We start from the raw sequence: 25,148 nt of genomic DNA on the forward strand, positions 1-25,148 counted from the left end.
GAAACGCAGCGGCTCCGCCCGGCGCGAGCCGGAGCGGAGCCGTCGTGGACCGGTCGGGTCAGTTGCCCCAGACCTTGGAGTTGCTCATCTCCGTGGTCATGTAGTTCTCGCGCGCGATGCCCACCGCGCCGCCGATCTCGTTGAGGACCTTGTTGATGTCCCGCACGGCGGCGTCCCACTGGGCCTGGTGCTGCTCGTAGGCGGCCCGGTCCTGGCCCTCCCACTCGAGCTTGCTCAGCATCGCCCGCAGCGTGTCCAGCTTCTCGTCGATGGTCCGCGAGATGGCCTGCATCTGCTGGTTGCTGCTCTCGAGGACAGCGTAGTCAACCTTGATGCTCATCGATTCCTCCTCTGCCTGTCTTCGCGGATCACGGGTTGAGCGCAGCGTGGAACTTGTCCAGCATCTGCTGCTGCTCTTCGTCGTTGACCTGGTGCGTGGTGCCGGACTTGTCGAGCAGGTCCGCGATGTTGTCCATCGCCGTGAGCAGCTTCGCCGTGTCCTCGGTCCAGCGGTTCATCAGGCCCTGGAAGCCCGTGGAAGCCTGGCCCTTCCAGGCCATGGCCAGGTCGTCGACCACGTTCCACAGCTTCTTGAGCTCGCCGTCGACGTCGCTGCGCGTGGACCGCACGTCACTCGCGGCGGTGTGCAGAGTCGCTGCACTGACCTCGAACGCCATGCTTCACACCCTTCCGTCATCTAGTGGCGGCGGTTCCGCCGCGCCCCTCCCCCGCGGCAAGGCGAACACACCCCACCGACGGACACTTCATCCGAACCGTAGCGGACGACGTCCAACCCGCGCAGCCCTCCCTTCCCATCGTCGAATTCCGACAGGACACCGCGATCCGGCGTGGACCGTACGAGTTGGACGGTGCCCGGTCAGGCCGGCTCCGTCCAGGCGGTCTGGATCAGCTGCTGGCCGTCGCGGCGGCGGACCAGGGTACCCCGGCCCGGCGGCTGCGGGGTCGGCCGCAGGTTGCCGAACACCGCACCCTCCTCCCGGCTGCCCGACATCAGCAGGCCCGGCGAGTCCAGTTCGCGCAGGCGTTGCAGCACCGGCTCGTAGAGGGCCCGGGCCACGCCGCCCACCCGCCGCGTGATGATCAGGTGCAGGCCGATGTCCCGCGCCTGCGGCAGCAGCTCGTGCAGCGCGCTGAGCGGGTTGTTGCCGCCGGAGGCGACCAGGTCGTAGTCGTCCACCAGGATGTAGAGCTCCGGCCCCTTCCACCAGCTGCGGTCGCGCAGCTGGGCGGTGGTCACGTCCGGGCCGGGCAGCCGGTTCTGCAACGCGCTGCGGATGGAGCCGAGGCCCTGGCTGAACACCTGGTTGGACGGCGCGTAGTCGAGCAGGTGGTCGCCCTCGACCGCCCCCAGCAGGCCCCGCCGGTAGTCGGCGATGACCAGCCGCGCCTGGGCCGGGGTGTAGCGCTCGGCGATCCCCCGGGCGATCAGCCGCAGCAGGTTGGTTTTGCCGCACTCGGCATCGCCGAAGACGGTCAGGTGCGGCTCGCTCGCCAGGTCCAGGTAGACCGGGGCGAGCGCCGACTCGTTGACCCCGATCGGGATGCCCGGGGCGGACCGGTCGACCACCTGGGCCAGGTCGGTCAGCGCCAGCTTGCGCGGCAACAGCCGCACCTTCGGCGCGGGCCGGCCCGGCCAGTTCGCCGCCACGTGGCCGGCCAGCGCGACCGACGCCTCGGTCAGGTCCTCGATGTCGCGCCTGCCGTCGATCCGCGAGACCGCGGTGAGGAAGTGCAGCTTGTCCCGGGTCAGGCCCCGACCCGGCGAACCGACCGGCACGTTCTGCGCCGCCCGCCGGTCGATCTCCGACTCGGACGGGTCACCGAGCCGCAGCTCCAGCTTGGTGCCGAGCAGGTCCCGCATGTTGATCCGGATCTCCGCCCAGCGCACCGCCGTGATCACCACGTGCACGCCGAAGCCCAGCCCCCGGTTGGCCAGGTTGGTGATGGTCTGCTCCAGCTCCTCGTACTCCTGGCGCAGCGTGTTCCAGCCGTCCACCACGAGGAAGACGTCCCCGAACGGGTCGTCGGCGAACTCCCCGGCGGCCCGCCGCCGGCGGTAGCTCGCCACCGAGTCGATGCCGTGCTGGGTGAACCGGTTCTCCCGCTCGTCGATCACGGCGACCACCTCGGCGACGGTCCGCCGGACCGCCTCGGTGTCGCGCCGACCGGCCACGCCGGAGGTGTGCGGCAGCCCGTCCAGGCTGCGCAGCGCGCCGCCGCCGAAGTCGAGGCAGAAGAACTGCACCTCACGCGGCGTGTGGGTGAGCGCGAGGGAGGCCAGCATCGAGCGCAGCATGGTGCTCTTGCCGCTCAGCGAGGCGCCGACGATCACCACGTTGCCACCGGCGCCGGAGAGGTCGACCATCATCGGGTCCCGCCGCTGCTCGTACGGCCGGTCGACGATGCCGACCGGCACCGCGAGCCGGCCCCGGCCCGGCCAGTCCGCGGTGGTCAGGCCGAACGTCGGGTGCACGCTCAGCTTGGGCAGCAGCTCGGCCAGCCCGGACGGCTCCGCCAGCGGCGGCAGCCAGACCTGGTGCGCCGGCCGGCCCCGGCCCTTGAGCTGGTCGATCAGGACGTCCAGCATGGCCACCGCCTTGCCGTCACCGGTCTGCTCCGGCTCGGGCGCGGTCTCCGCCGGGGTCGGCAGCTTCGGCACCGGCACGTAGTCGATGCCGTACGGGACGATCCGGCGCTGCACCTGCGCCCGGCTGGAGCGCTGCGTCTGCCCCGGCGCCCGGTAGGGGCCGGAGACGTAGGCGGCACGGAACCGCAGCATGGTCGCCGTGTCGGTCTTCAGGTAGCCGTGGCCCGGCGCGCTCGGCAGCTCGTAGGCGTCCGGCACGCCGAGCACGATCCGGCTCTCCACCGCCGAGAAGGTCCGCAGACCGATCCGGTACGACAGGTGCGTGTCCAGACCGCGCAGCTTGCCCTCCTCCAGTCGCTGCGAGGCGAGCAGCAGGTGCACGCCGAGCGACCGGCCCAGCCGGCCGATCATCACGAACAGGTCGATGAAGTCCGGCTTGGCGGCCAGCAGCTCGGAGAACTCGTCGCAGATGATGAGCAGGCTGGGCATCGGCTCCAGCGGCTCACCGGCCGCGCGCGCCTTCTCGTAGTCGTAGCGGGAGACGTAGTTGCCCGACGCCCGCAGCACCTCCTGGCGGCGGTTCATCTCGCCGGCCAGCGCGTCCCGCATGCGGTCGACCAGCGGCAGCTCGTCGGAGAGGTTGGTGATCACGGCGCTGGTGTGCGGCAACGCGTCCAGCGACGCGAACGTGGCGCCACCCTTGAAGTCGACCAGGACGAAGTTGAGCTCCTCCGACGAGTGCGTCACGGCCAGCGCCGCGACCACCGTACGCAGCAGTTCGCTCTTGCCGGAACCGGTCGCTCCGATGACCAGGCCGTGCGGGCCCATGCCCTCGTGCGCGGACTCCTTGAAGTCCAGCTCGACCACGTTGCCGTCCGGCCCCAGGCCGAGCGGGATGCGCAGCCGGTCCCGGTGGCCGCGCGGGCGCCAGGTCTGCCGGGTGTCCACGGTGGCGGCGTCGCCGACGCCGAGCAGGTCGGGCAGCTCCATGCTGCGGGCCAGCGGCTCCTCGGTGCTGGCGCCCTGCTGCTGGGACAGCCGGAACGGGGCGATCTGCCGGGCCAACCCCTCGGCCGCCGCCAGCGACAGCCGGTCCGGCCGGCCGAGTCGGGTGGTGGTGGCGCCGCGCACCAGGTCGAGCCCGCTGCCGTCGCCGGTGTCCAGGCAGAGCAGCCACCGGCCGGCGTCCCGGGGCACCGCGCCGGACAGGTCGAACACGGTCGTGCCGAGCAGCCCCGCGCCGGTCAGCGCGCAGGTCGCCGAGACCTCGCCGCCGTCGAGCACGACCACCACGTGCGGCGCGGTGGTGAGCGGCTTCGCCTCCGGGGCGAACCGGGGCCGGCCGCCCAGCTCGTTGCCGAGCGCCGACTCGGCCTCGGCCAGGCTGGCGAAGACCATCCGGCGCGCGCCCGCCGCGTCGGTACGCCCCGGGTGCTGGGCGTGCGGCAGCCACTTCGCCCAGTCCCAGACCGGCTGCCGGTCCGGTGCGGCCACCACGACGACCAGCAGGTCCTCCGGGGCGTGGAAGGTGACCAGCTGACCCAGCGCGGCCCGGGCCAGGTCGAGCACCGGCTCCCGGTCGCCGCGCAACGCGATCCGGCTGAACGCGCGCAGCGACAGGGCGGTGGGCAGGTCGGGCACGCTGGAGTGGGCCCGGACGAACCGGCGCAGCGCGATGGCGCTCATCGGCTCCAGGTCCTCCACCGGCTTGGTCTCCGGCGGCACGATCTCCACCGCCAGCCGTTGCGGGCCGAGCGCGATCCGCACCTCGCCGAAGTCGTCCTCGGTGATCCGCCGCTCCCACAGCCGGCGCGAGGCGGCGATCGACCAGAGCGCGTCGGGCTCCGGGTGCCGCCAGGTCATCGCGGCGCGCTGCTGCTCGGCCGCCCGCCGGGTGCGCTTGCGCATCTGCGCCAGGTAGCGCATGTAGTCGCGCCGCTGGGCGTTCAGCTCCGCCTTGTCGTTGCCGCCGTTGCCGAGCGTGCCGATCGCCATGCCCAACATGGACACCCCGAACAGGCCACCGGCGACGTACGTCATCATGCCGCCGCCACGGCCGGCGTAGAGGAAGGCCATCGCACCGACGCCGCAGAGCATCGGCAGGATCATCAGCACCTGCCCCATGCCCTTGGCCTGCGGCTCCGGCAGCTCGGGCGGGGACTCCAGCAGGACCTCGCCGCGCGGCAGCGCGGGTCCCGGTTGACGCGGAAGTCGGCGGAACACCACCGTACTCACGGCTCTCCCCTCCCCAGAAGTGGCAGTGATCGTGGTCTGCCACCGGCGGTGAGCGTCGGGTGGGCAACCTGTGCGACCGCCATCGTAGGTAATCTCCCGGAGGCGTCGTGGACCCGTGGGGGCGACGCCGACGGCCGGGTGGATCGTAGGGCGAGCACGAGGAGGCCACAGTGGCGACGAAGGCGGCGACCGGCGGGCTGAGCCGGATCACCATCGTGGCGCCGCGCACCAGGATGGATCTGGCGCTGCCGTCCGACGTGCCGCTGGCCGACCTGCTGCCCACGCTGCTGCGCTACGCCGGCGAGGACCTCGCCGACGAGGGCGTGCGGCACGGCGGTTGGAGCCTGTCCCGGCTGGGCGGGCAGCCGCTCGACGGTGGCCGGACCGCCGCGCAGCTCGGCGTCCGCGACGGGGAGGTCCTCTACTTCAACCCCCGGGCCGCCACCGCTCCCGAGATCGTCTTCGACGACGTGGTGGACGCGGTCGCCACCTCCACCACCCAGCGGGCCGGGGCCTGGCAGGTGGGCACCACGCGCTCGTTCGCCGTTCTCCTCGCCGGGTCGACGCTGGCCGCGGGCGCGGTCGCGACGCTGTTCACCGGGCCGCCGCAGCTCCCCGGCGCGCTGGCCGCCCTGGTGGTCGCGGTCGCCCTGCTGGTCGGCGCCGCCGTGCTGTCCCGGGCGGCCGGCGACAGCCGTACCGGCGCGGTGCTGGCCCTGGTCGGCGTCGGTTACGCGGCGGTCGGCGGCCTGCTCGTGCTCGCCGGGGACCGGCCGCTCGACGACCTGGCCGGCCCGCACGTGCTGCTCGCCGCCACCGCGGTGGTGGTCTTCGGCGCGGTGGCCGCGCTCGCCGTCGGCGACCGGCTGCCGCTGTTCCTCGGCGCGGTGGGCGTGGGGGCGGCGGTCGGTCTCGGCGCGGTGCTCAGCCTGGCCTTCGGCATCGGCGCGGCGGCCTCGGCGGCGGTGGTGGCGACGGTGGCCTTCGGCGCGCTGCCCGCGCTGCCGATGCTGGCCTACCGACTGGCCCGACTGCCGGTGCCGTCGATCCCGACCGGCCCGGAGGACCTGAAGACCGACACCGAGTCGGTGGACGGGCCGTCGGTGCTGCGCGACAGCGAGCGGGCCGACGGATTCCTCACCGGCCTGCTCTGGACCGTCTCGCTGCTGGTGCTCGGCGGCGAGGTGGTGCTCGCGCTCGACGGCCGGCTCCCGGCCGTCCTGCTCTGCCTGGTGCTGGCCCTGCTGTCGCTGCTCCGGGCGCGCCCGTTCCTCGGCCGGGGCCAACGCACCCCGGTGCTGCTCGCCGGCACCGTCGGCCTCGGCCTCACCGCCCTGGCGGTCTTCGCGGCCGGCTCGACGCCGGTCCGGCTCGGGCTGGTCCTGGGCGGCCTGACCGTGGTTGCCGTGATCAGCCTGGTCTACGGCCTCACCGTGGCCGGCAAGCGGATCTCCCCGGTCTGGGGCCGCACCCTCGACATCGTCGAGATCCTGCTGATCGTCGCGCTGGTGCCGCTGGCCGTCTGGGTCTGCGGCATGTACGGCTGGATCGTCAACCTTCGACCGTGACGGTGCCCATCGCGGTGCCGACCGGCGCGGTGGCGTAGACGCCGGGGCCGTGCTGGCCGTCCAGCGGGCGGGCCGGCACACCGGCCCGCCGGGCCATCTCCCGCACGACCTTCACCAGCGCCTCGGCGTGCCCGTCCATGGCCGCCACGCGCAGCAGCGGCGGGACCCGCCGGCCGCCGGGGAGCACCACGGCCGCGACGGTGTGCGAGGGCGCGGAGGTCGAGGTGACCGCGTCCACCAGCGCGCCCAGCGAGCCGCTGGGGCGGACCCGCAGGGCCAGGCAGCGCTGGGTCCAGCCGCCCCCGCGCAGGCTGGTCCAGGTCTCGACCGGGGACTCCGGCGCCAGGTCGAGCCCCGCCCCGGAGACCACCGCCGCGTGCAGCTCGTCCCGGCCGAGCACCCGGTGGCCGAGGCCGGCGGCGGTGAGCGCCTTGCCGAGCCGCCCCACTCCGGCCGCGACCGTGCGGTGCACGCCGCGCAGGCCGCCGCCACGGCTCACCGTCTCGGCGCGCGCGTCCCCCACCGACAGTCGCAGCGCCACCCACACCGTGCGGTGCGCCGCGGGCGGCGCACCGGGCGCCGGGTACCAGACCAGGGTGTGCGAGACCACCTGGGTCTGGGTGACCGGGCCGGTGAAGTCGGCCAGCACGGCGAGCGCCCGGTCCACCGTCGACGCCTCGATCGACCCGGCGGGCGCGCCGGGTCGGCCGGTCAACGCCAGGGCGGCGAACCAGCCCCGGTCGTCCTGCCCGACGCCGAGTCGGGTGCCGCGTTCGGTCAGCTCCACCACGGTCAGCTCGGGGGCGAGCGCGGCCAGCCGCGGGTCACCGCCGGGCACCGCGCCCCGGGACCGGTCCCGACGTCGGCGCAGCCGGCGGCGGAGCATCAGGTCCTCGTACCACCAACGGCCGCCCCGGCGGGCGAACGCGGCCACCACGGCCAGCAGCGCCAGCCCGGCGACCACGGCGAGCAGCCAGGTCGGGCCGGCGGTGGCGAACCAGACCGCGAGCGCCGCGCACTCCACCACCACGAGCTGACCGACGACGACCGGACCGAGTCGGCCGCGCCGGCGCCGGTCCGCCGGGGTGACCGGCCGGTCCACCGGCACGGCGGGGGCGGTGGCCGTACGACCGGGTGGCGCCTGGAGCTGCGTCATCGGTGAGCGTCCCTTCTGGACATCCTGGGCATCCGCCGGCGGGGTGCGTCGTCGGGTGGCGGACGGGGTCCCGGCAGACCCCCGACGGCCCCTTATCGTAGGGAAGCCCGCGGCGCTGTTCGGACCTGATCGCCGCGGACCCACCCCCGCCGGAGGTTAGTCATGCGGACCCGCCGCGATCAGGTGCAGGCGTACCGCTTCGTCACCCGCCGCATCGTCTCCGCGCTGCTCTCCGGCGACCCGGAGACCAACGACCTGCCGATGCGCCGCCTCGGCATGGCGGTGTTCGGCAGCGTCGTCGCCGCGGCCGTGGTGCTCGGCGGTGTGGGCGCGTACGGACAGCTCACCAGCAACTCCGCGCCGCTCGAGGCGAACACCGTGGTGATCGAGCGGGAGACCGGCGCCACCTACTACTTCGGCGAAGACCAGGTGCTGCACCCGACGCTCAACTACGCCTCGGCCCGGCTGATCGTGAACGACGCGTCGGCGACGGTCCGCACCATGTCGCAGGCCTCCATCAAGGACCGGCCGCGGGGCCGGATGGTGGGCATCGTGGGCGCGCCGGACGACCTGCCGGACCGCAAGTCCCTGGTCGGGCTGCCGTGGTCGGTCTGCGACGTGCCCGACCCGAACGACCCGCAGCGCTCCACCACCCGCCTGGTGGTCGACCGCCCGCTGCCCGGTGGCACCCCGCTCACCGACCGGGCCGTCCTGGTCCGCACCAGCGACGCGCGCTACCTGCTCACCGGTGGCGCCCGCCTGCGCGTGGTCGGCGACGAGCAGGCGCTGGTGGCGTTGCAGATGGCGGGCGCCACCAACCTCACCGTCGGGCAGCAGCTGCTCAACGCGGTGCCGGTGGGCCCGGCGCTGCGCAAGCCCGCGATCGACGGGGACGGCGGGCCGAGCGGGCTGACCGTCGCCGACCGGCCGGCCCGGATCGGCCAGGTCTACCAGGCCGCCGGCCAGTACTACGTGCTGACCCGGCAGGGTCTGGCCACGATCCGGGAGGTCACCGCCCGCCTGCTGCTCGGCGGCGGAGGCACGGTGACCGAGATCACGGCGGACGAGGCCGGCCGGCTCCTCACCGACCAGCGGCTGGACGCCGACGGGCTGCCGGCCCGGACGCCGACGCTGCACGACGTCCGCCCCGGGCGCACGGTGCTCTGCGCCACCTACCGCTCCGGGCCGGCCGGTCAGCCGCCGACCACCACGCTGGAGGTCTTCGACTCGCCGCCGGCCGAGCTGGCCGGGACGACCGCGATGCCGGCGCGGCAGGGCGCCCGGGACGCCGTCCGCACCGCCGAGAGCGTGCTGCTGCCCGGCGGAAAGGGCGTGCTCGTGCAGGCGACGGCCGGCGAGAGCGGCAAGCCGGCGGCCGGCTCGACGGTCTACCTGATCACCGCGCAGGGGATCCGCTACCCGCTCGGCGCCGCCGGGGGCGACGCGAGGAGCGCGCTCGGCTACGGCGACGTGACCCCGCTGGCGGTGCCCGCCTCGCTGCTGGCGCTGGTGCCGACCGGCCCGACGCTGGCCCGGCAGGACGCGTTGGCGTACTTCGATGCGGCGGACACCCCGACGGCCGGCGCGACGCCCTCGACGGACGGCGGGGCGGCCCAGGTCCAGGGCGGTTGAGCGAGGGGCGAGAGGTCCGAAGTGGAGGAGGGCGGCGACGGGTCGCCCGGGTTGGTCCGGTTCGACTAACCTGAGCATGGCCAACGGTTCTGGACGATGACTACGGGGATGCAGCCATGACGGGGCGCACGACAGTCGACGTACTGTCCTTGGAGGATTTTCACCAGCGGCTCGAGCGACGTCTGCACGAGGCGGAGTCGGTGTTGCGCAAGCTCAACACCGAGATGCAGTGCCGCCCGCCGGCGCTCGGCACGTTCACCGACGCGACCGACAACTCCCGTCGCTACTCCGAGACGCACCAGAGCTACGTCAACCACGTCGACCGACTGCGCCGGGCGATCCTGGCCGCCCGCGAGGCGACCCACACGATCATGACGAACTACAGGACCGCCGAGGCCCGCAACGCCGCCGCCGCGGCCGACATCGCCGCCGCCCTCTCCGGGCTCAACGAGGCGATGAAGCAGCCGAAGGAGGATCCGCGTGTCTGAATACACCCAGCGCTACGAGCACGTCAGCCACGAGGAGCTCTACCAGGGCGTCAACGCCGGCGACCCGCTGCAGATCGAGGGCCTCAGCGCCCAGTGGACGTCGCTCAAGGGCACGCTCGACGACCTCGGCCGCGACCTCGCCGCCGACCTGGACGCGCTGACGAAGACCTGGACCGGTGACGCCGCCCGCGAGTTCCACCGCCGGCTCGACATGGTGGTCGGCTACTCCGGCAACCTGGCCGAGGGCATGACGGGCATCCGACAGGGCCTCGACATGATGGCCAGCGAGTTGCGCGCCGCCCAGGCCAAGGCGGAGAGCCCGGAGAAGACCGACGACAACGACAAGCTGCTCTCCGGCGCCGGCAAGGGCTTCCTGATCGGCGGCGCCCCCGGCGCGCTGATCGGCGGCATCGTCGGCCACCAGCAGGACGAGGCCGAGCAGGAGAAGGCCCACCAGCGGATGGTGCAGGTCGTGGCGAAGCTGGCCGAGGGCTACGACTTCTCGGCGTACGGCCGGATCGTGGTGCCGGAGCCGCCCCCCATCGAGCTGCCCCGCCACCACGACGGGAGCGACCCGACGCTGCACGGCGGCCCGTCGGTGCAGACGCCGTCGGCCGGTCCGACCCTGGGCAGCTTCGGCCCGGGCGCGAACGGCACCGCGACCACCTCGGGCGTGCACCACACCGCCCCGACCAGCGGCATGCCCGGCGACGGCGGCCCGGGCGACGGCATCCCCGGCGGCCACCCCGGCGCGGGCACGCCGGGTTCCGTGACGACCGGCGGCACGCTCGACCCGACCGGCACCTCGCTGGCCGGCGCCGGCCCGCTCACCGCCACCACCGGCGGTCCGCAGATCGGTGGCGGCCCGGGCTTCGGTCCCGGCAGCGCCAACCCGACGATGACGGCCGGCGGGGGTGGCGGCACGCTCTACGGCGGCCCCGGCGTGCTGAGCACCGGCTCGTTGGCCGGGACGGGCCCCACGAACGCGGCGTCCTCCGGGCGACTCGGCGGCGTGCCCGGCGCGGAGAACCGCTCGGCCGCCGGCACCGGGCGGCTCACGTCCGGCCGCGGCCTGACCGTCGACGCCGAGAGCAGGTCCACCGGCCGCACGACAAGTGCCAGCGGTCGGCCCGCCATGGCCGGCCGCAACGGCGTGCTGGGTGGGCGCGGCGCCGCCGACGACGACGAGTCGGAGGGCCGGCTGACCTGGCTCACCGAGGACGAGATGGTCTGGGGCGACGGCGGGTCGGCCCCGCCGCCGGTGCTCGGCGGCATCTGACCTCGACACGGACGAACGGCGCGGCTCCCCCGGCGGGAGTCGCGCCGTTCGCCGTCGCGCGGGCGGGTATACCTAGAGCGTATACATACTGTGTATAGTGCCGGTCATGTCGATCGGTCACACCTTCCTCGGGCTGCTGCAAGCCAGTCCCCGCCACGGCTACGACCTGAAACGGGCGTACGACGAGCGCTTCGGCCAGGCCCGTCCGCTCGCCTTCGGGCAGGTCTACTCCACGCTCTCCCGGCTGCTGCGCAACGGACTGGTCGAGGTCGACGCGGTGGAGCCCGGCGAGGGCCCGGAACGCAAGCGGTACGCGATCACCGAGGCCGGTGTCACCGACGTGGAGCGGTGGCTCGCCCAGCCGGAGAAGCCGGAGCCCTACCTGCACAGCGTGCTCTACACCAAGGTGGTGCTCGCGCTGCTGACCGGCCGCCCGGCCGCGGATCTGCTGGACGTCCAGCGCGCCGAGCATCTGCGGCTGATGCGGGAGCTGACCCGGCGCAAGACCCAGGGCGACCTGGCCGAGCAGCTCATCTGTGACCACGCGCTGTTCCACCTGGAGGCGGACCTGCGCTGGCTGGAGCTGACCGCGTCCCGGCTCGACCAGCTGGCCCGGGAGGTCGGCCGATGAGCGCGGACGCGCTGCTGGTGGCGGAGGACCTGCACCGCTCCTTCGGCCCGACCCCGGCGCTCGCCGGCGCGTCGCTGGCCGTCGCGGCCGGCGAGGTGGTGGCCGTGATGGGGCCGTCCGGGTCCGGCAAGTCGACGTTGCTCCACTGTCTCGCCGGAATCGTGCCGCCGGACACCGGCCGGGTGCGCTACCGGGGCGCCGACCTGACCGCCATGTCGGACGCCGAGCGCAGTGCCCTGCGCCGCCGGGAGTTCGGTTTCGTCTTCCAGTTCGGGCAGCTCGTACCGGAGCTGACCTGCCTGGAGAACGTCGCGCTGCCGCTGCGGCTGGAGCGGGTCGCCCGGCGTGAGGCGGAGCGGCGGGCCCGAGAGTGGCTGGACCGTCTGGAGGTGGTCGACGTGGCCGGCAAGCGGCCGGGTGAGGTATCCGGCGGTCAGGGGCAACGGGTCGCGGTGGCCCGGGCGCTGGTCACCGGCCCCCGGGTGGTCTTCGCCGACGAGCCCACCGGCGCGCTGGACTCGCTCAACGGCGAACGGGTGATGCGCCTGCTCGCCGGTGCCGCCCGGGAGACCGGAGCGGCGGTGCTCCTGGTGACGCACGAGACCCGGGTGGCGGCGTACTCCGACCGGGAGGTGGTGGTCCGCGACGGCCGGACCCGCAGCCTGGAGCAGGTGGCATGAGCGCGACCCTGCCGCGCCGACCGGTCGGCGCCGGCCTCGGCGACCTGCTGATGGGCGCGCGGATGGCGGCCACCGGCGGGCGTTCCGGATGGACGCGCACGCTGCTCACCGCGCTCGGTGTCGGGGTGGGCGTGGCCATGCTGCTGCTCGCCGCCGCGGTGCCGGGGGCGATCGACAGCCGCGGCGAACGCACCGCCGCGAGGAGCGAGCCGTTCGTCGACGCCGCCCCGCCCGCCGGGCCGGACACCCTGCTGGTCCTGCACGCCGACAGCCAGTTCCGGCAGCGCACCGTGCGGGGCTGGCTGGTCCGCCCGGAGGGCCCGGACGCGCCCGTGCCACCCGGCCTGACGGCCCTGCCCGGCCCGGGTGAGGCGGTCGTCTCACCGGCGCTGCGTGCCGTGCTCGACTCGCCGGACGGGCCGCTGCTCGCCGCCCGTCTCGGCGGCGCCCGCGTGGTCGGCGTCATCGGCGCCGACGGCCTCTCCGGCCCGGACGAGCTGGCCTGGTACGCGGGCCGGGCCGACCTGACCGAGGAGTGGGCGGGCCGCGTGGACCGGTTCGGTGGTGGTGGCCCGGGCGAGGAACTGGGTCCGACGCTCAACCTGCTCGTGGTGGTCGTGTTCGTGGTGCTGCTGCTGCCGGTCGTGGTGTTCCTCGGCGCCGCGGTCCGCTTCGGCGGCGACCAACGGGACCGACGGCTCGCCGCCGTCCGGCTGCTCGGTGCCGACCACGGCATGGTGCGGCGGATCGCGGCCGGGGAGGCGACCGCCGCCGCGCTGCTCGGCCTGGTGGTGGGCGGCGGGCTGTTCCTCGCCGGCCGGCAGCTCGCCTGGTTCGTGTCCTTCGCCGACTACAGCTTCTACCCGTCGGACCTGCGACCGGCGGTCCCCCTGGTGGCCCTGGTGGTGCTGGCCGTGCCGGCGCTCGCGGTCACGGTGGCGCTGCTCGCGCTGCGCCGGGTCGCCGTGGAGCCGCTCGGCGTGACCCGCCGGGGCAGCCCGGCCCGCCGCCGGCTCTGGTGGCGGCTGCTGCTCCCCGTCGTCGGTCTCGGGCTGCTCTATCCGTCGACCGGGTCCGGGCCGGCGCCGACCGCCGACTGGCGGATCGCGGCGGGCGCGGTGCTGCTGCTGGCCGGCACGGTCACGGCGCTGCCGTGGCTGGTCGACCTGGTGGTGCGGCCGCTGCGCGGCGGCCCGCCGGGCTGGCAGCTCGCGGTCCGTCGGCTCCAGCTGGACAGCGCCACCTCGGCCCGCCTGGTCGGCGGGGTGGCGGTGGCGGTGGCGGGCACGATCGGGTTGCAGATGCTGATCGCCGGCGTGCAGGACGAGTTCCGCCGGCCGTCCGGGCAGGACCTCACGCGGGCCCAGGCGATGGTGAACCTCCCGGGTGTCGCCGATCCGCGCGCCGCGCTGGACCGACTCGCCACCGTCGAGGGCGTGACCGGCAGCGCGGCCACGCTGTCCACCGCCGCCGCCCCGGTAGGGGACACGAACCCGGACGCGGTCGTGACGGTACGGATCGGCGACTGCGCGGCCCTGGCCGAGTACGCCGAGTTGGACAGGTGCGCCGACGGCGACACGTTCCTCGCCCGCTCCGGGGGCCCGGAGGTGGGCGTCGCGCCCGGTGGCCGGCTCCGCCTGGACGAGGAGTGGACCATCCCCCCGGCGACCCGGATCGTGCCGGCCCGCACCGACCCGGCGGGCGGGCGGCCGCAGTCCGCGCTGCTGCTCACCGAGTCGGCCGCCGCCGGCCTGCCGGAGCGCAACCTGAACGCCGGCGCGCTGCTCACCTTCGACCCGGCCGACCGGGACGCCGTGGAGCGGGTCCGCGCCACGGTGGCGACGATTGATCCGCCGGTCGGGCAGGTGCTGGAGTTCCGGGCGGTGCAGGAGGACCCGGGCTTCACCAAGGTGCGGACCGGCCTGACCGCCGGCGCCGTGATCACCCTGCTGCTGCTGGGGATCAGCCTGCTGGTCGGCGTCCTGGAACAGCTCCGGGACCGGCGATCGCTGCTGGCCGCCCTGGTCGCGGTGGGTACCCCCCGGCGGGTGCTGGGCTGGTCGGTGCTCGCCCAGACGGGCGTACCGGTGCTCGTCGGTCTGGTGCTCGCGGCCGGTGTCGGTACGGCGACCGGCGCGGTTCTGCTCGTCATGGTCGGCGCGCCGGTGGTGGTGACCTGGCCCGTGGTCGGGCTCGGCACGAGCCTCGGCGCGGCGGTGGTGTTGCTGGTGACGGCGGCGAGCCTGCCGGTGCTGTGGCGGCTCACCCGGCCGGACGGCCTGCGGGTGGAGTGAGTCGACGACCCGCCCGGCAGCCCAGGAGCCGGGCGGGTCGTCGTCACCCGGTCAGCAGAAGGCGCCGGCCCTGGCGCCGCCGTCCTGCCGGGTGGTGCGGAAGTCGCAGAGGTCGTAGCCGTTGTCGGTGAGCGTCGCCTTGACGTCGGCGAGCTGTGCCGCGTCCAACGACGGCTCCCGGGACAGCACGAAGCCGCTGCTGCGGTCGGGGTCGCCGACGACCGCCCAGCGGTAGTCGGGGTCGAGGCCGATCACCACGTAGTTCGGACCGCCCAGGTAGATCCACCGGCCGCCGAGGTTGATGAAGGAGACGGTCAGCGCCGAGTCGGCGGGCGGGTTCTCGCTCCGGGCGCGTCCGGTGACCGTGCTGGTGGTGCCCACGATCGTCCGGCAGGTGTTGCGGACGCCGACGGTGCCGTCGGCCTGGACGTCGTACCGGGCCTTGACGTTCTTGAAGCACTGGATCTCGAACCACTGCGGGATCGCGGCCACCTGGTACCAGTCGCCCGCGTACCGGGTCACGTCGACGTCGGCCACCGGGCGCAGCGGACCGGTGTCGACCGACGTGGTCGCGGCCTGCGCGGGGGTGGCACCCAGGGCGGTGACGGTGGCGGCGGCCAGCGCGGCGACCAGGGCGGTCGTGGTGCGGCGTGCTCCCATGGCTTCTCCTCGCGATCGGGGGCTCGACGGCGGAAGTGTGCCCGAGCGGGGCGGCGGAAAACTATCGACAATCTCATCGTCGTCGATGCATCCGTCGGGCCGGTCCGGAGCGAAGAAGAAGGTCCGTCCACAGCGACCCGTGGGCCGGCTCACGTAACCCGCAAGATCGTCGAGCTGCGGGAGTCGGCATCACCCGATAGGTTGAGACGGTGCTGCCCGTAGCGTTCGCCCCGTCCACCTGGACGGCGACGCTGCGCCGGATCGCCCGCACGGCCGTGGCCAGCCTGGTGCTCATCGCCGGCCTTCAGGGCCTGGCCGCCGCGCCCGCTCCGGCCGCGCCCGCACGCTCCGCCGTCACGGCGGCCGAGGCGTCCGTGACCACCGCCGTCGGGCTGACACTCGCTGCCCCGGCGGATTCCGCCACCGACGCCGCCACGGCACTCGCCGCGCCGGCTACCGCCGGGGCCGCCCCACAGGCCTCCACCGGTCCGGCCGTCGCCGGCCCGTCCGGCGACGACGCCTCCGCGCCGGTCCCGGCCGTCGAGGTCGGGGCCGTCACCGAGCCGGGTCGCGCCGCGATCGCCCGGCGCGGCCCGCCGCGCGCCTGACCGGGCCACCCCTCCGGTACGCCCCGACGCGCCCCGCCCTGCCGCGCGTCCCGTCGCCTCCGCCGCGACACACCCCGCCCGACTTCCGGGCCCTCAACCGTTGATCGTCGATCGTTCCACCCGAGGTGCTGGTGATGCAGACCGTCTTCTCCACCGTCCTGCCGGACGTCCCCGCCGCCGCCGTGATCTGGCTGGCCCTGCTCGCGGTGGCGGCCGTCGTGGTCGCCGCGCTGGTCGTCCGCCCGACCCGGTTCCGTTCGGTGTTCGGCGAGCGGATCAGCGAGGCCGCCCGACCGAGCAGCATCGACCTGGCCGAGCAGGCCCGCGAGCGGGCCCGGGAACGCCGCCGGTACGCCGACGAGGTGGCCGTGGCCGCGTCCCGCGCGGCGACCACCGCCGAGCGGAGCCGCACCGAGTGGCTGACCGCCCAGGACGAGGCCGAGGAGGCGTGGCGGTCCTGGCAGGCGGCGGAGAAGGACGTGGACCGGCTGGCCGCCGCCGCGGCGCTGCCGCTGCCCCGGACCGCCCGCACCCCGGCCGAGTACGCGGACCGGGAGCGCTGGCTGCACCGGGCGGCGCTCGACGCCCAGTGGCGCAAGGAGATCACCGTGCGGCAGCTCAGCGACATCCTCGGCGGGAACGGCTGGGACCCGAGCCGGCACCCGGTGGAGCAGGAGCTGCTGCTGCGTCGCCTGGTCCGGGACAACCTGCTCGCCCGCCACCGCGCCGCCGCCGAGCGGGAACAGGCCGCCTGGCGGGCCGCCGAGACGGCCGCGGCCGCCGCGCGGAGCCTGCGCGAGGAGGCGTTCGCGGCGTTGCACCCGGTCGCCGAGCCGCAGGCCGCGCTCTCCATCGTGGGCTTCGCCGGGCCGGAGACGACCCGGGAGCTGCCGACCGGGGCGGCGGGTGCCGAGATCACCCGGGAGCTGAGCCCGGTGGCCCGGGGCCGGGCGGCCGTGGCGGCGTACTGACCGTCGGGCGGCGACGGCCCGGCTCGGCTAGCGTGGTGGTGTGTCCCGTGAAGCCTGGGTGCTGGTCGCACTCGCCGCCGTCGTCGCGGCGGCAACGCTGGTCGGGGCGGTGCTGCTCGCCGTCCGGGTGGTCCGCACCCGCCGCATGCTCGGTGCGCTCGGCGCCGGCGGCAAGGTCGCGTTCTACGGCGCGTTGATCTACACGATCCTGCCGGTGGACCTGCTCCCCGACCCGATCTACCTGGACGACATGGGCGTGCTGGCCGGCGCGTTGTTCTACCTGGGCCGGCTGGCCGCGAAGCACCGGGCGGCGCAGCGCGCGGCGGGTCCCGCCCCAGCCGCCACACTGCCCGCCCCGCCGGGTGCCACTCCGCGTCGATGACCGATCATCAGCTCGACAGGAGCACGGCGAGCGAGGAGACGGCATGCCCGGCGACCACCGGTTGGATCCGCACGACGAGCGGGTCGCCCGCTTCTTCGCCGACCGGCACCTCGCCACGCTGACCACGCTGCGGGCCGACGGCACCCCGCACGTCGTACCGGTCGGGGTGACCTTCGATCCCGGTGCGGGCCTGGCCCGTGTGATCACCTCGGGTGGTTCGGCGAAGGCGCGGCACGTGGCGGCGGCCGGCACGGCCGGCACGCCGGTGGCGGTGTGCCAGGTCGACGGCCGCTGGTGGCTCACCGTGGAGGGCCGGGCGGTGGTGCGTCGCGACCCGGGGTCGGTGGCCGAGGCCGAGCGCCGGTACGCCGAGCGTTACCGCACGCCGCGCCCGAATCCCGAGCGGGTGGTCATCGAGATCGCGGTGACCCGACTGCTCGGCAGCCTGCCCGACTGAGGCCCGGGCGCGTCGTCTGTCCGGTTCCGCCGTGGCCCCGACCACGGCCGGAAATGGGCGACCCAGCAGGGCGGTTGCACTCTCCGTACGCCGAGCGCCACTCCCGGTGCCGCGTCTCCCCGACCGGAGCGTCGACCCCCGAATGGAGCCTCGCCATGAACCCGATCATCCGTAGGTGCCTGCTCTCCGTCGCCGGCCTGGCCGCCGCCGGCAGCGCCGTGGCGGGTCCGGCCGCCGCCCACGCCGCCCCGGCCCCGGTGAAGGGCAAGGGCGACCGCAGCGCCGACTTCGAGTACCAGGCGCAGCCGAACTTCTTCTACTGTGGTCCGGCCTCGACCCGGATCGCGCTGTCGGCCGAGGGCAAGGACGTCAGCCAGGACGAGTTGGCGGCCAAGCTGGGCACCACCGAGAACGGCACCGACTCGGCCATCGACATCACCCGGGTGCTGAACGAGTACACCGGCGGCAAGTACAAGACCACCGAGATCCGCGACGACGTGGCTACCCGGGAGCAGGTCGAGCGCCTGCGCGCGGACATCCGGGCCGCCGTGGACGCGGACCGGCCGGTGGTGGCGAACATCCTGGGCGGCGCGCGGGACGTCGACGGGGTGGAGCACAGCTACCCGGGCCACTACCTGACCGTCGTGCGGTACGAGGACGACGGGAACAAGGTCCTGATCGCCGACCCGGCCCGACCGGACGAGCCGACGTACTGGATGGACGTGACCGAGCTGGCCAACTGGATCGCCGGCCGCGGTTACAGCTCCTGACCACCGGATCCGAACGGGCCGGCCTCCGCGTGGAGGCCGGCCCGTGATCCGTCGGGTGGTCAGCGGCCGGTGTCGCCCTCGCCGGTGCGCTGCTGCGCCATGTCGACGCCCTTGTCGATCTGCTGGTCGTACTTGCCGCCGGTGCGCTGGTCGGCCATGTCGCCGGCCTTGTCCAGCCCCTTGTCGACCTGCTCGTCGTGCTTGTCGGCGAAGTCCTTGGCCTTGTCCATGAAGTCGCTCATGTCGGTTCTCCCTTCGGTACGTTGAAAGCCTTCCCTGAGGCCGGGGGCACAAACACCGGACGGGCGGTCACCGCCCGGGTGTCGGATTCGCGCCCGTCGGGTACCAACGGCCACGATCGAGGAGGCGACGTGGACGACGCTGGTACGCCCGAGCCGGCGAGGCCGGCCCCGACGACCGGACCCCGGCAGACCTGGGCCGGGCTGCCCTGGCCGGTACGCACGGCGGTCACCTGGAGCGCCTGCCTCCTGGTGATCGCGGCCGGGCTGTGGCTGCTCGGGCAGGTCGCGGTGCTGCTGGCGCCGCTGGCCGTGGCGCTGGCCGGCACGCTCTTCCTCGCCGCGCTGCTCGACCCGGTCCTGGTCCGGTTGCGCCGGCTGCGGGTGCCGGCCGCGCTCGCCGCCCTGCTCTCCATCCTGCTGCTGCTCGGCATCCTGGTCGGCGTCGGCGCCCTGGTCTGGAACCTCACGGCGAGCCAGTTCGGCGAGTTGAGCCAGCAGCTCGACGAGGGCCTGCAACGCAGCCGCGACTTCGTCACCTCGACCCTCCCGGTCACCGACCAGCAGCTCGACCGGCTGGTCGAGCAGGTCCGCCAGGGGCTGAGCAGCGGCGCGCCCGATCCCGTCTCCGGCGCCCGCCGCGCCGCCGAGGTGGTCGGCTCGCTCCTGCTCGGGCTGGTGCTGCTCTTCTTCCTGCTCAAGGACGGCCGTTCGATGTGGCGCTGGGTGCTGCGCCGGCTGGCCGGCCCGCGCCGCGACCTGACCGCCGAGGCGGGCCGGGCCGGCTGGCGGACGCTCGGCGCGTACAGCCGGGGCACGATGATCATCGCGGCGATCGACGCCCTCGGCATCGGGCTGGCTCTGGTCGTGCTGCGCGTCCCGCTGGCGCTGCCACTGGCCCTGATCACGTTCCTCGGCGGGTTCGTACCGATCATCGGCGCCACCGTCGCCGGCGCGGTGGCGGTGCTGGTCGCGCTGGCCGCCAACGGTCCCACCACGGCGCTGCTCACGCTGGCCGCGGTGATCGCGGTGCAGCAGATCGAGGGCAACCTGCTGGAGCCGCTGGTGATGCGGCGGCAGGTGCAGCTGCACCCGGCGGTCATCCTGGTCGTGGTCACCGCCGGCACGCTGGTCGCCGGGGTGGCCGGCGCGTTCGTCTCGGTGCCGATCGCCGCCGTGCTCTGGCGGGTGCTGGACACCGTGCAACGGCACCGCTCCGGCGAGGTCACCCGTCGGGCCGAGGCCACCGGCTGACGTCAGGCCGGGTGCGGCTGGCGCAGGTGGGTGACGAACCAGGCACCGGCCTGGTCGGCCACCTGCTCCAGCGTGCCGGGCTCCTCGAACAGGTGCGTGGCGCCGGGCACGATCCGCAGCTCCGCCACCTCGCCGAGCGCGTCCCGGGCCTGCTCGTTGAGCACGATCACCTGCTCGTCCAGCCCGCCGACGAGCAGCAGCGTCGGCGCGCGTACCGCCGACAGGGAGCTGCCCGCCAGATCCGGTCGGCCGCCCCGGGAGACCACCGCGCCCACCCGCTCGGGTCGGGTCGCGGCCGCGACCAGGGCGGCGGCCGCCCCGGTGCTGGCGCCGAAGAGCCCGATCGGGAGCCGCCCGAGTTCCGGGTCGGCACTCATCCAGTCGACGATCCCGGCCAGCCGCTCGGCGAGCATCCCGATGTCGAAGCGCAGCTCCGCGGTGACCTCGTCGCGCGCCTCCTCGTCGACGGTCAGCAGGTCCACCAGCACGGTGGCGAGCCCGCGCGCGTTCAGCGCCTGCCCGACCGCGACGTTGCGCGGACTGTGCCGGGAGCTGCCGCTCCCGTGTGCGAACAGCACCACCCCGCCGGCCCCCGAGGGCACCGACACGTCCCCCACCAGCCCACCCTCGACAACCGGCACCGAAACCTCACGCACACCCCTCACCCCCGCTCCCCCATACCCCCCTCTCCCGCGATCATGAGGTCAACCCTCAGCTCCGCCGTGCGGCGACGGACAGGGTTCGCACCGCCTTTCGAGCTGATAGCACGAACGACTCGCGGCCGGACCCGACTCGCGGCCGGCCCTCGGCCCACCGGCCACATGCCGACGGCCCCGGCTCGCGCGGCGACACGTCACCTCCGACCGATATACCGCTGGGTCATGAAAATGACTCAGCGGTATATCAGTCATTCGGCGATCGCCCCACGAGCTCGCTACTGACGGTGACCGCGCATCCCCACCTTGCCGTGCGCAGGGCAGGTGACGCGTCCTGTCGACTGGTCGGCGGGGTTGCCTTGACGTCGGCGGCAAGGTTTAGCGTCGGCACCAGAGACGGACGGGGGAACGCCCATGCGGATCGGTGAGCTGGCGGAGCGGGCCGGCACGAGCGCCCGGACCCTGCGCTACTACGAGACACAAGGGCTGGTCCGGCCGCGCCGGTCGGCCAACGGATACCGGGTCTACGACGAGGCGGAGCTGCGCGTCGTGCACGAGATCCGCTCCCTGCTGGCGATCGGGTTCGGTCTGGACGACATCCGGCCGTTCGTCGCCTGCCTGCGCGCCGGGCACGACTCCGGCGACGTCTGTCCCGACTCGGTGGCGGTGCTGCGCCGCAAGCTGGCCGAGGTGGACGACTACCTCGACCGGCTCGGCGCGGTCCGCCGCCGCCTGCACGACCAGCTCGCCCGCGCGATCGCCCATCGGGAGGAAACATGCCTCAGGACACGCAGACCGGCCGGTTGACGGCGGTCACGGACGCCACGTTCGCGACCGCCGTGCTGGCCGCCGACCGGCCGGTGGTGGTCGACTTCTGGGCCGAGTGGTGCCCGCCCTGCCGGGTGGTGTCCAGGCACCTGGCCGAGCTGGCCGAGGAGTTCGGTGACGCGTTGCGCTTCGTGACCGTCAACACCGACGAGAATCCGGCCACCACGCGGGCCTACCAGGTGATGTCCGCCCCGACGATGCTGGTCTTCCGCGGCGGCGAGGTGGTCGGCTCCATCGTCGGTTCGCGGCCGAAGAACCACCTCCGGCAGAGCTTCGCCGGTCACCTGGACGGTTGAGCCGCCGCCGGGCGGGAACGCGCGGGGTGACCACGGACCCCGATCGATCGCGAGGATCTCCGATGGCGAAGAAGGACAGGTCCCGGGAGCGGGAACTCAGCGACCAGGAACGCCGTAAGCAGGAGTTGGAGCGCTCACCGGAGTGGGCCGACCGCGCCGCCGTGGCGCGTACCTCCGACGACCCGCGCGCGACCGCGCCGCGGGACGCCGGCGGGCGTCCGTCCAACGGCCCTCAGTTCTGAGGTACTGGCACCGGGCGGCCCCGCCGACACGTGCGGCGGGGCCGCTCAGCTCAGGTGTTCCGGCAGGTGCATCAGCGGGGCCCGACCCTGCGGCTGTTCCGGCTGCGGGCCGGACGGGTGGGCCGGTGGCACCGGCACGGTGACCGGCCGGGCGCAGGTGACCCGCAGCGGCTGGCCGTGGTGCAGCAGGTCCAGCACCGTGTCGGGGCCGCCGTTGCGCAGCGAGTATGTGGTCTGGTGCGGCCGGACGTCGACCCGCAACCGCATGGACCGCCACTGGAGCGAGAACTCCAGGCGGCTGAGCCGACTGGAGAGCCGGGGCGTGAAGGAGAGCGTCCCGTCGTGGTCGCGCAGCCCGCCGAAGCCGGCGACGAGCGCGATCCAGGCGCCGGCCAGGGACGCCATGTGCACCCCGTCGCGGGTGTTCTCGTTGAGGTCGTGCAGGTCCATCAGCGCGGCCTCGCGCAGGTAGCGGTGGGCCAGCTCGGGGAAGCCGACCTCGGCCGCCAGCACCGCCTGGGTGCAGGCGCTCAGCGACGAGTCGCGGACCGTGCGCCGCTCGTAGTAGGTGAAGTTGCGCAGCTTCTCGGCGGGGCTGAACGCGTCGCCCCGCCAGTGCATGGCCAGCACCAGGTCGGCCTGCTTGACCACCTGCTTGCGGTACAGGTCGAAGTACGGGTAGTGCAGCAGCAGCGGATACTTCTCCGGCGGCGTGTGCTCGAAGTCCCACTCCTGCAACCGGGTGAAGCCCTCCACCTGCTCGTGCACGTCGATGTCCGCGTCGTACGGGACGTGCATGTCGTTCGCGGCGTCCCGCCAGGCGGCGGCCTCCTCCTCGGTGACGCCGAGGTCGAGCGCCTGGTCCCGGTAGCGCATCGCGCAGTCGGCGGCGGTGAGCAGGTTCCGCTGGGCCATCAGGTTGGTGTAGACGTTGTCGTTCTTCACGGCGGTGTACTCGTCCGGGCCGGTCACCCCGTCGATGTGGAACCGACCGGCGCGGTCGTGGTGGCCGAGCGACCGCCACAGCCGGGCGGTCTCCACCAGCAGTTCCAGCCCGATCTCCCGTTCCAGCGCCTCGTCGCCGGTGACCAGCACGTAACGGCGCAGCGCGTCGGCGATGTCGGCGGCGATGTGGAACGCGGCGGTCCCCGCCGGCCAGTACGCGGACGACTCGGGCCCCTCGATGGTGCGCCACGGGAAGGCGGCGCCGTCGAGGTTGAGGGTGCGGGCCCGCTCCTGCGCCTGGGCGAGCGTGGCGTAGCGCCACTGCAACGCGTCCCGCACCGCGCCCGGCTGGGTGTACGTGAGCACCGGCAGCACGAACATCTCGGTGTCCCAGAACGCGTGCCCGTCGTACCCGGGGCCGGTGAGGCCTTTGGCGGAGATCGGCCGCCGTTCCGCGCGGGCGCCGGCCTGGAGCACGTGGAACAGCCCGAACCGGACGGCCTGCTGGACCTCCGGGTCGCCCTCCACCCGCACGTCGGCGGCGTCCCAGAACGTGTCCAGGTATTCCCGCTGCGCCCGGCGCAGCCCGTCCCAGCCGTCGAGCCGGGCGGCGGCGAGCGCCGCGCCGACCTGGTCGCGCAGCGCCGGCAGCGACCGCCGGCTGGACCAGCCGTACGTGAGGTACTTGACCACGCGCAGCGTCTGGCCGGGCTTGAGCACGCAGCCGATCGTGGTGCGGACCCAGTCCTGGTATCCCTCGGACTCGATGGTGGTGCGTTCCGGGCCGGTCACGTCGTGGCCCATGGCGGCGGCCACCCGCAGTCCGCTGACCTTGGTGCGGTGGATGAGCAGGCCGCCGTCGTCGGTGGTCAGCTCCTCCTCGGCCTGCAACGGTGACTCCAGCACGGCGGCGACCCGGGGGTCGCGGCTCTGCGGCGGCAGCGACTCGTTCGCCACCAGCTCGGACTGGAGGATCAGCCGCAGCGGCCCGTCGACCGCCTCCACCTCGTAGTTGATCGCGGCGACCGAGCGCTGGGTGAACGACACCAGCCGGGTGCTGCGGACCTTGACCTCGCGGCCGGCCGGTGAACGCCAGTGCACCTCCCGCTGGAGGGTGCCGGCGCGCAGGTCGAGGACCCGCTCGTGGGCGAGCAGCTCGCCGTAGCGGACGTCGAGCGGTTCGTCGTCGACGAGCAGCCGGACCAGCTTGCCGTTGGTGACGTTGACGATGGTCTGCCCGGACTCGGGGAAGCCGAAGCCGGCCTCCGCGTACGGCAGCGGGCGCAGCTCGTAGAACGAGTTCAGGTAGGTGCCGGGCAGGCCGTGCGGCTCCCCTTCGTCGAGGTTGCCGCGCAGGCCGATGTGGCCGTTGGAGAGCGCGAAGACCGACTCGGACTGGGCCAGCACGTCCATGTCGAGGCGCACCTCGCGGATGTGCCAGGGCTCGACCGGGTACGCCCGTTCGCGGATCACGCGGCCGGCTCCGTGGCGAGCAGGTCGGCGAGGTCGGTGACCACCACGTCGGCGCCGTGCGCGCGCAGCTCGTCGGCCTGGCCGACCCGGTCGACGCCGATCACGTACCCGAAGCCGCCGGCCCGACCAGCCGCCACCCCGGCGAGCGCGTCCTCGAAGACGGCGGCGTTCGCCGGTTCGACGCCGAGCAGCCGCGCGCCCTGGAGGAACGTGTCCGGGTGCGGCTTGCCCCGCAGTCCGCGTTCGCGGGCGACCACCCCGTCCACCCGCGCCTCCAACCAGCGGTCCAGCCCGGCGGCGTGCACCACGGCGGCGCAGTTGGCGCTGGCCGAGACGACCGCCCGGCGCAGCCCGGCCCGGGTCGCGGCCTCCAGGTAGCGCACCGAGCCGTCGTAGACCTCGACCCCGTCGTGCTCGATCCGTTGGAGCAGCACGACGTTCTTGCGGTTGCCGATGCCGTTGACGGTGTCCGCCTCCGGCGGGTCGTCCGGCGCGCCCTCGGGCAACGTGATGCCGCGTGACGCCAGGAACGATCGCACGCCGTCGGCGCGGGGCTTTCCGTCCACGTACCGGTTGTAGTCCGGTCCGCTGTCGAACGGGCGGAACGGCTCGCCGGTCTCGGCCGACCGGCGTCGCAGGAACGCGTCGAACGTCTCGGCCCAGGCGGCGTTGTGCACCTTGGCGGTCTGCGTCAGCACACCGTCCAGATCGAAGAGACACGCGGTCACGTGCGCGGGTAGGCCCAGCATTGCCTGAATCTATCCAGGCCGTCGGCCGGGCAAACCCGATTCGACGC

General features: G+C 74.2%; 25 protein-coding genes. 16 read left to right on the top strand and 9 right to left on the bottom strand.

The features are described 5' to 3' along the window. Positions 1-58: 58 nt before the first annotated feature. From GA0070622_RS30605 to eccCa, 3 genes are all read right to left on the bottom strand, one after another. Complete coding sequence (locus GA0070622_RS30605) at positions 59-340, bottom strand: WXG100 family type VII secretion target (RefSeq protein ID WP_091583103.1); 282 nt, start codon at positions 338-340, stop codon at positions 59-61. A 28-nt stretch (positions 341-368) separates the two neighbouring features. Further along, the gene (locus GA0070622_RS30610) at positions 369-677 is read right to left on the bottom strand and encodes a WXG100 family type VII secretion target (protein WP_091583107.1); all 309 of its coding nucleotides are present in this window, start codon (positions 675-677) and stop codon (positions 369-371) included. A gap of 200 nt (positions 678-877) precedes the next feature. Further along, the gene (eccCa, locus tag GA0070622_RS30615; protein ID WP_091583111.1) at positions 878-4,843 is read right to left on the bottom strand and encodes a type VII secretion protein EccCa; all 3,966 of its coding nucleotides are present in this window, start codon (positions 4,841-4,843) and stop codon (positions 878-880) included. A gap of 170 nt (positions 4,844-5,013) precedes the next feature. Here eccCa and eccD point away from each other — a divergent pair, with 170 nt between their 5' ends. After that, positions 5,014-6,411, top strand: a complete 1,398-nt coding sequence (eccD, locus tag GA0070622_RS30620) for a type VII secretion integral membrane protein EccD (RefSeq protein ID WP_091583114.1) — start codon at positions 5,014-5,016, stop codon at positions 6,409-6,411. Here the strand turns inward: eccD and GA0070622_RS30625 are convergent. Then, positions 6,395-7,567 carry a type VII secretion protein EccE gene (locus GA0070622_RS30625; RefSeq protein WP_091583118.1) on the bottom strand — a complete coding sequence of 391 codons (1,173 nt, stop codon included), beginning with the start codon at positions 7,565-7,567 and terminating at the stop codon, positions 6,395-6,397. The genes eccD and GA0070622_RS30625 overlap by 17 nt on opposite strands. A gap of 162 nt (positions 7,568-7,729) precedes the next feature. On the opposite strand from GA0070622_RS30625, the gene eccB reads away from it, so the two are divergent. The 6 genes from eccB to GA0070622_RS30655 all read left to right on the top strand — a co-directional run bounded on the left by eccB (position 7,730) and on the right by GA0070622_RS30655 (position 14,571). Further along, on the top strand, positions 7,730-9,199 hold the full coding sequence (gene eccB, locus GA0070622_RS30630) for a type VII secretion protein EccB (RefSeq protein WP_091583122.1): 1,470 nt from the start codon (positions 7,730-7,732) through the stop codon (positions 9,197-9,199). A 116-nt stretch (positions 9,200-9,315) separates the two neighbouring features. After that, positions 9,316-9,687, top strand: coding sequence for a hypothetical protein (locus GA0070622_RS30635; RefSeq protein ID WP_091583126.1), 372 nt, complete (start codon positions 9,316-9,318; stop codon positions 9,685-9,687). Beyond that, entirely contained in the window at positions 9,680-10,966 is a 1,287-nt protein-coding gene (locus tag GA0070622_RS30640) for a WXG100 family type VII secretion target (RefSeq protein ID WP_091583131.1), read from the top strand. The genes GA0070622_RS30635 and GA0070622_RS30640 overlap by 8 nt, the downstream gene beginning before the upstream one ends. A gap of 106 nt (positions 10,967-11,072) precedes the next feature. Next, entirely contained in the window at positions 11,073-11,597 is a 525-nt protein-coding gene (locus tag GA0070622_RS30645) for a PadR family transcriptional regulator (RefSeq protein ID WP_091583134.1), read from the top strand. Beyond that, positions 11,594-12,277, top strand: coding sequence for an ABC transporter ATP-binding protein (locus tag GA0070622_RS30650; RefSeq protein ID WP_091583138.1), 684 nt, complete (start codon positions 11,594-11,596; stop codon positions 12,275-12,277). Before GA0070622_RS30645 ends, GA0070622_RS30650 begins: the two co-directional genes overlap by 4 nt. After that, entirely contained in the window at positions 12,274-14,571 is a 2,298-nt protein-coding gene (locus GA0070622_RS30655; protein WP_218060642.1) for an ABC transporter permease, read from the top strand. Before GA0070622_RS30650 ends, GA0070622_RS30655 begins: the two co-directional genes overlap by 4 nt. A gap of 51 nt (positions 14,572-14,622) precedes the next feature. Here GA0070622_RS30655 and GA0070622_RS30660 read toward each other — a convergent pair whose 3' ends face one another. Beyond that, complete coding sequence (locus GA0070622_RS30660) at positions 14,623-15,231, bottom strand: lipocalin family protein (RefSeq protein ID WP_091583141.1); 609 nt, start codon at positions 15,229-15,231, stop codon at positions 14,623-14,625. 209 nt (positions 15,232-15,440) lie between these two features. Between GA0070622_RS30660 and GA0070622_RS30665 the strand changes: the two genes are divergently transcribed. The 5 genes from GA0070622_RS30665 (at position 15,441) to GA0070622_RS30685 (ending at position 18,419) form a co-directional block, all read left to right on the top strand. After that, positions 15,441-15,839 (top strand): hypothetical protein, encoded by a 399-nt coding sequence (locus GA0070622_RS30665; protein ID WP_091583145.1) that lies wholly within the window; start codon positions 15,441-15,443, stop codon positions 15,837-15,839. Positions 15,840-15,973: 134 nt separating this feature from the next. Then, positions 15,974-16,810, top strand: coding sequence for a hypothetical protein (locus tag GA0070622_RS30670; RefSeq protein ID WP_091584271.1), 837 nt, complete (start codon positions 15,974-15,976; stop codon positions 16,808-16,810). 40 nt (positions 16,811-16,850) lie between these two features. Beyond that, positions 16,851-17,192 (top strand): YkvA family protein, encoded by a 342-nt coding sequence (locus GA0070622_RS30675; RefSeq protein WP_091583148.1) that lies wholly within the window; start codon positions 16,851-16,853, stop codon positions 17,190-17,192. A gap of 43 nt (positions 17,193-17,235) precedes the next feature. Next, a complete protein-coding gene (locus GA0070622_RS30680) occupies positions 17,236-17,649 on the top strand; it encodes a pyridoxamine 5'-phosphate oxidase family protein (RefSeq protein ID WP_091583152.1) in 414 nt (137 codons plus the stop codon). 155 nt (positions 17,650-17,804) lie between these two features. After that, positions 17,805-18,419, top strand: coding sequence for a C39 family peptidase (locus GA0070622_RS30685; protein WP_091583156.1), 615 nt, complete (start codon positions 17,805-17,807; stop codon positions 18,417-18,419). Between the two features lie 59 nt (positions 18,420-18,478). On the opposite strand, the gene GA0070622_RS30690 is transcribed toward GA0070622_RS30685, so the two are convergent. Continuing rightward, positions 18,479-18,661 (bottom strand): antitoxin, encoded by a 183-nt coding sequence (locus tag GA0070622_RS30690; RefSeq protein WP_091583159.1) that lies wholly within the window; start codon positions 18,659-18,661, stop codon positions 18,479-18,481. A gap of 129 nt (positions 18,662-18,790) precedes the next feature. On the opposite strand from GA0070622_RS30690, the gene GA0070622_RS30695 reads away from it, so the two are divergent. Continuing rightward, entirely contained in the window at positions 18,791-19,912 is a 1,122-nt protein-coding gene (locus tag GA0070622_RS30695; protein WP_091583162.1) for an AI-2E family transporter, read from the top strand. Between the two features lie 2 nt (positions 19,913-19,914). Here the strand turns inward: GA0070622_RS30695 and GA0070622_RS30700 are convergent, their stop codons facing one another. Continuing rightward, positions 19,915-20,577 carry a dienelactone hydrolase family protein gene (locus GA0070622_RS30700; protein WP_091583165.1) on the bottom strand — a complete coding sequence of 221 codons (663 nt, stop codon included), beginning with the start codon at positions 20,575-20,577 and terminating at the stop codon, positions 19,915-19,917. A gap of 405 nt (positions 20,578-20,982) precedes the next feature. Between GA0070622_RS30700 and GA0070622_RS30705 the strand changes: the two genes are divergently transcribed. From GA0070622_RS30705 to GA0070622_RS30715, 3 genes are all read left to right on the top strand, one after another. After that, positions 20,983-21,375, top strand: a complete 393-nt coding sequence (locus GA0070622_RS30705) for a MerR family transcriptional regulator (RefSeq protein WP_091583168.1) — start codon at positions 20,983-20,985, stop codon at positions 21,373-21,375. Next, the gene (gene trxA / locus GA0070622_RS30710; protein ID WP_091583171.1) at positions 21,345-21,692 is read left to right on the top strand and encodes a thioredoxin; all 348 of its coding nucleotides are present in this window, start codon (positions 21,345-21,347) and stop codon (positions 21,690-21,692) included. The genes GA0070622_RS30705 and trxA overlap by 31 nt, the downstream gene beginning before the upstream one ends. 62 nt (positions 21,693-21,754) lie before the next feature. After that, a complete protein-coding gene (locus tag GA0070622_RS30715) occupies positions 21,755-21,934 on the top strand; it encodes a hypothetical protein (protein ID WP_091583174.1) in 180 nt (59 codons plus the stop codon). Between the two features lie 45 nt (positions 21,935-21,979). On the opposite strand, the gene GA0070622_RS30720 is transcribed toward GA0070622_RS30715, so the two are convergent. Together GA0070622_RS30720 and GA0070622_RS30725 are read right to left on the bottom strand one after the other, a co-directional pair. Further along, positions 21,980-24,352 (bottom strand): glycoside hydrolase family 65 protein, encoded by a 2,373-nt coding sequence (locus GA0070622_RS30720; protein WP_091583178.1) that lies wholly within the window; start codon positions 24,350-24,352, stop codon positions 21,980-21,982. Further along, entirely contained in the window at positions 24,349-25,101 is a 753-nt protein-coding gene (locus tag GA0070622_RS30725) for a beta-phosphoglucomutase family hydrolase (protein WP_091583183.1), read from the bottom strand. Before GA0070622_RS30725 ends, GA0070622_RS30720 begins: the two co-directional genes overlap by 4 nt. Positions 25,102-25,148: the final 47 nt, after the last annotated feature.

Source organism: Micromonospora sediminicola, assembly GCF_900089585.1.
GTDB lineage: Bacteria > Actinomycetota > Actinomycetes > Mycobacteriales > Micromonosporaceae > Micromonospora > Micromonospora sediminicola.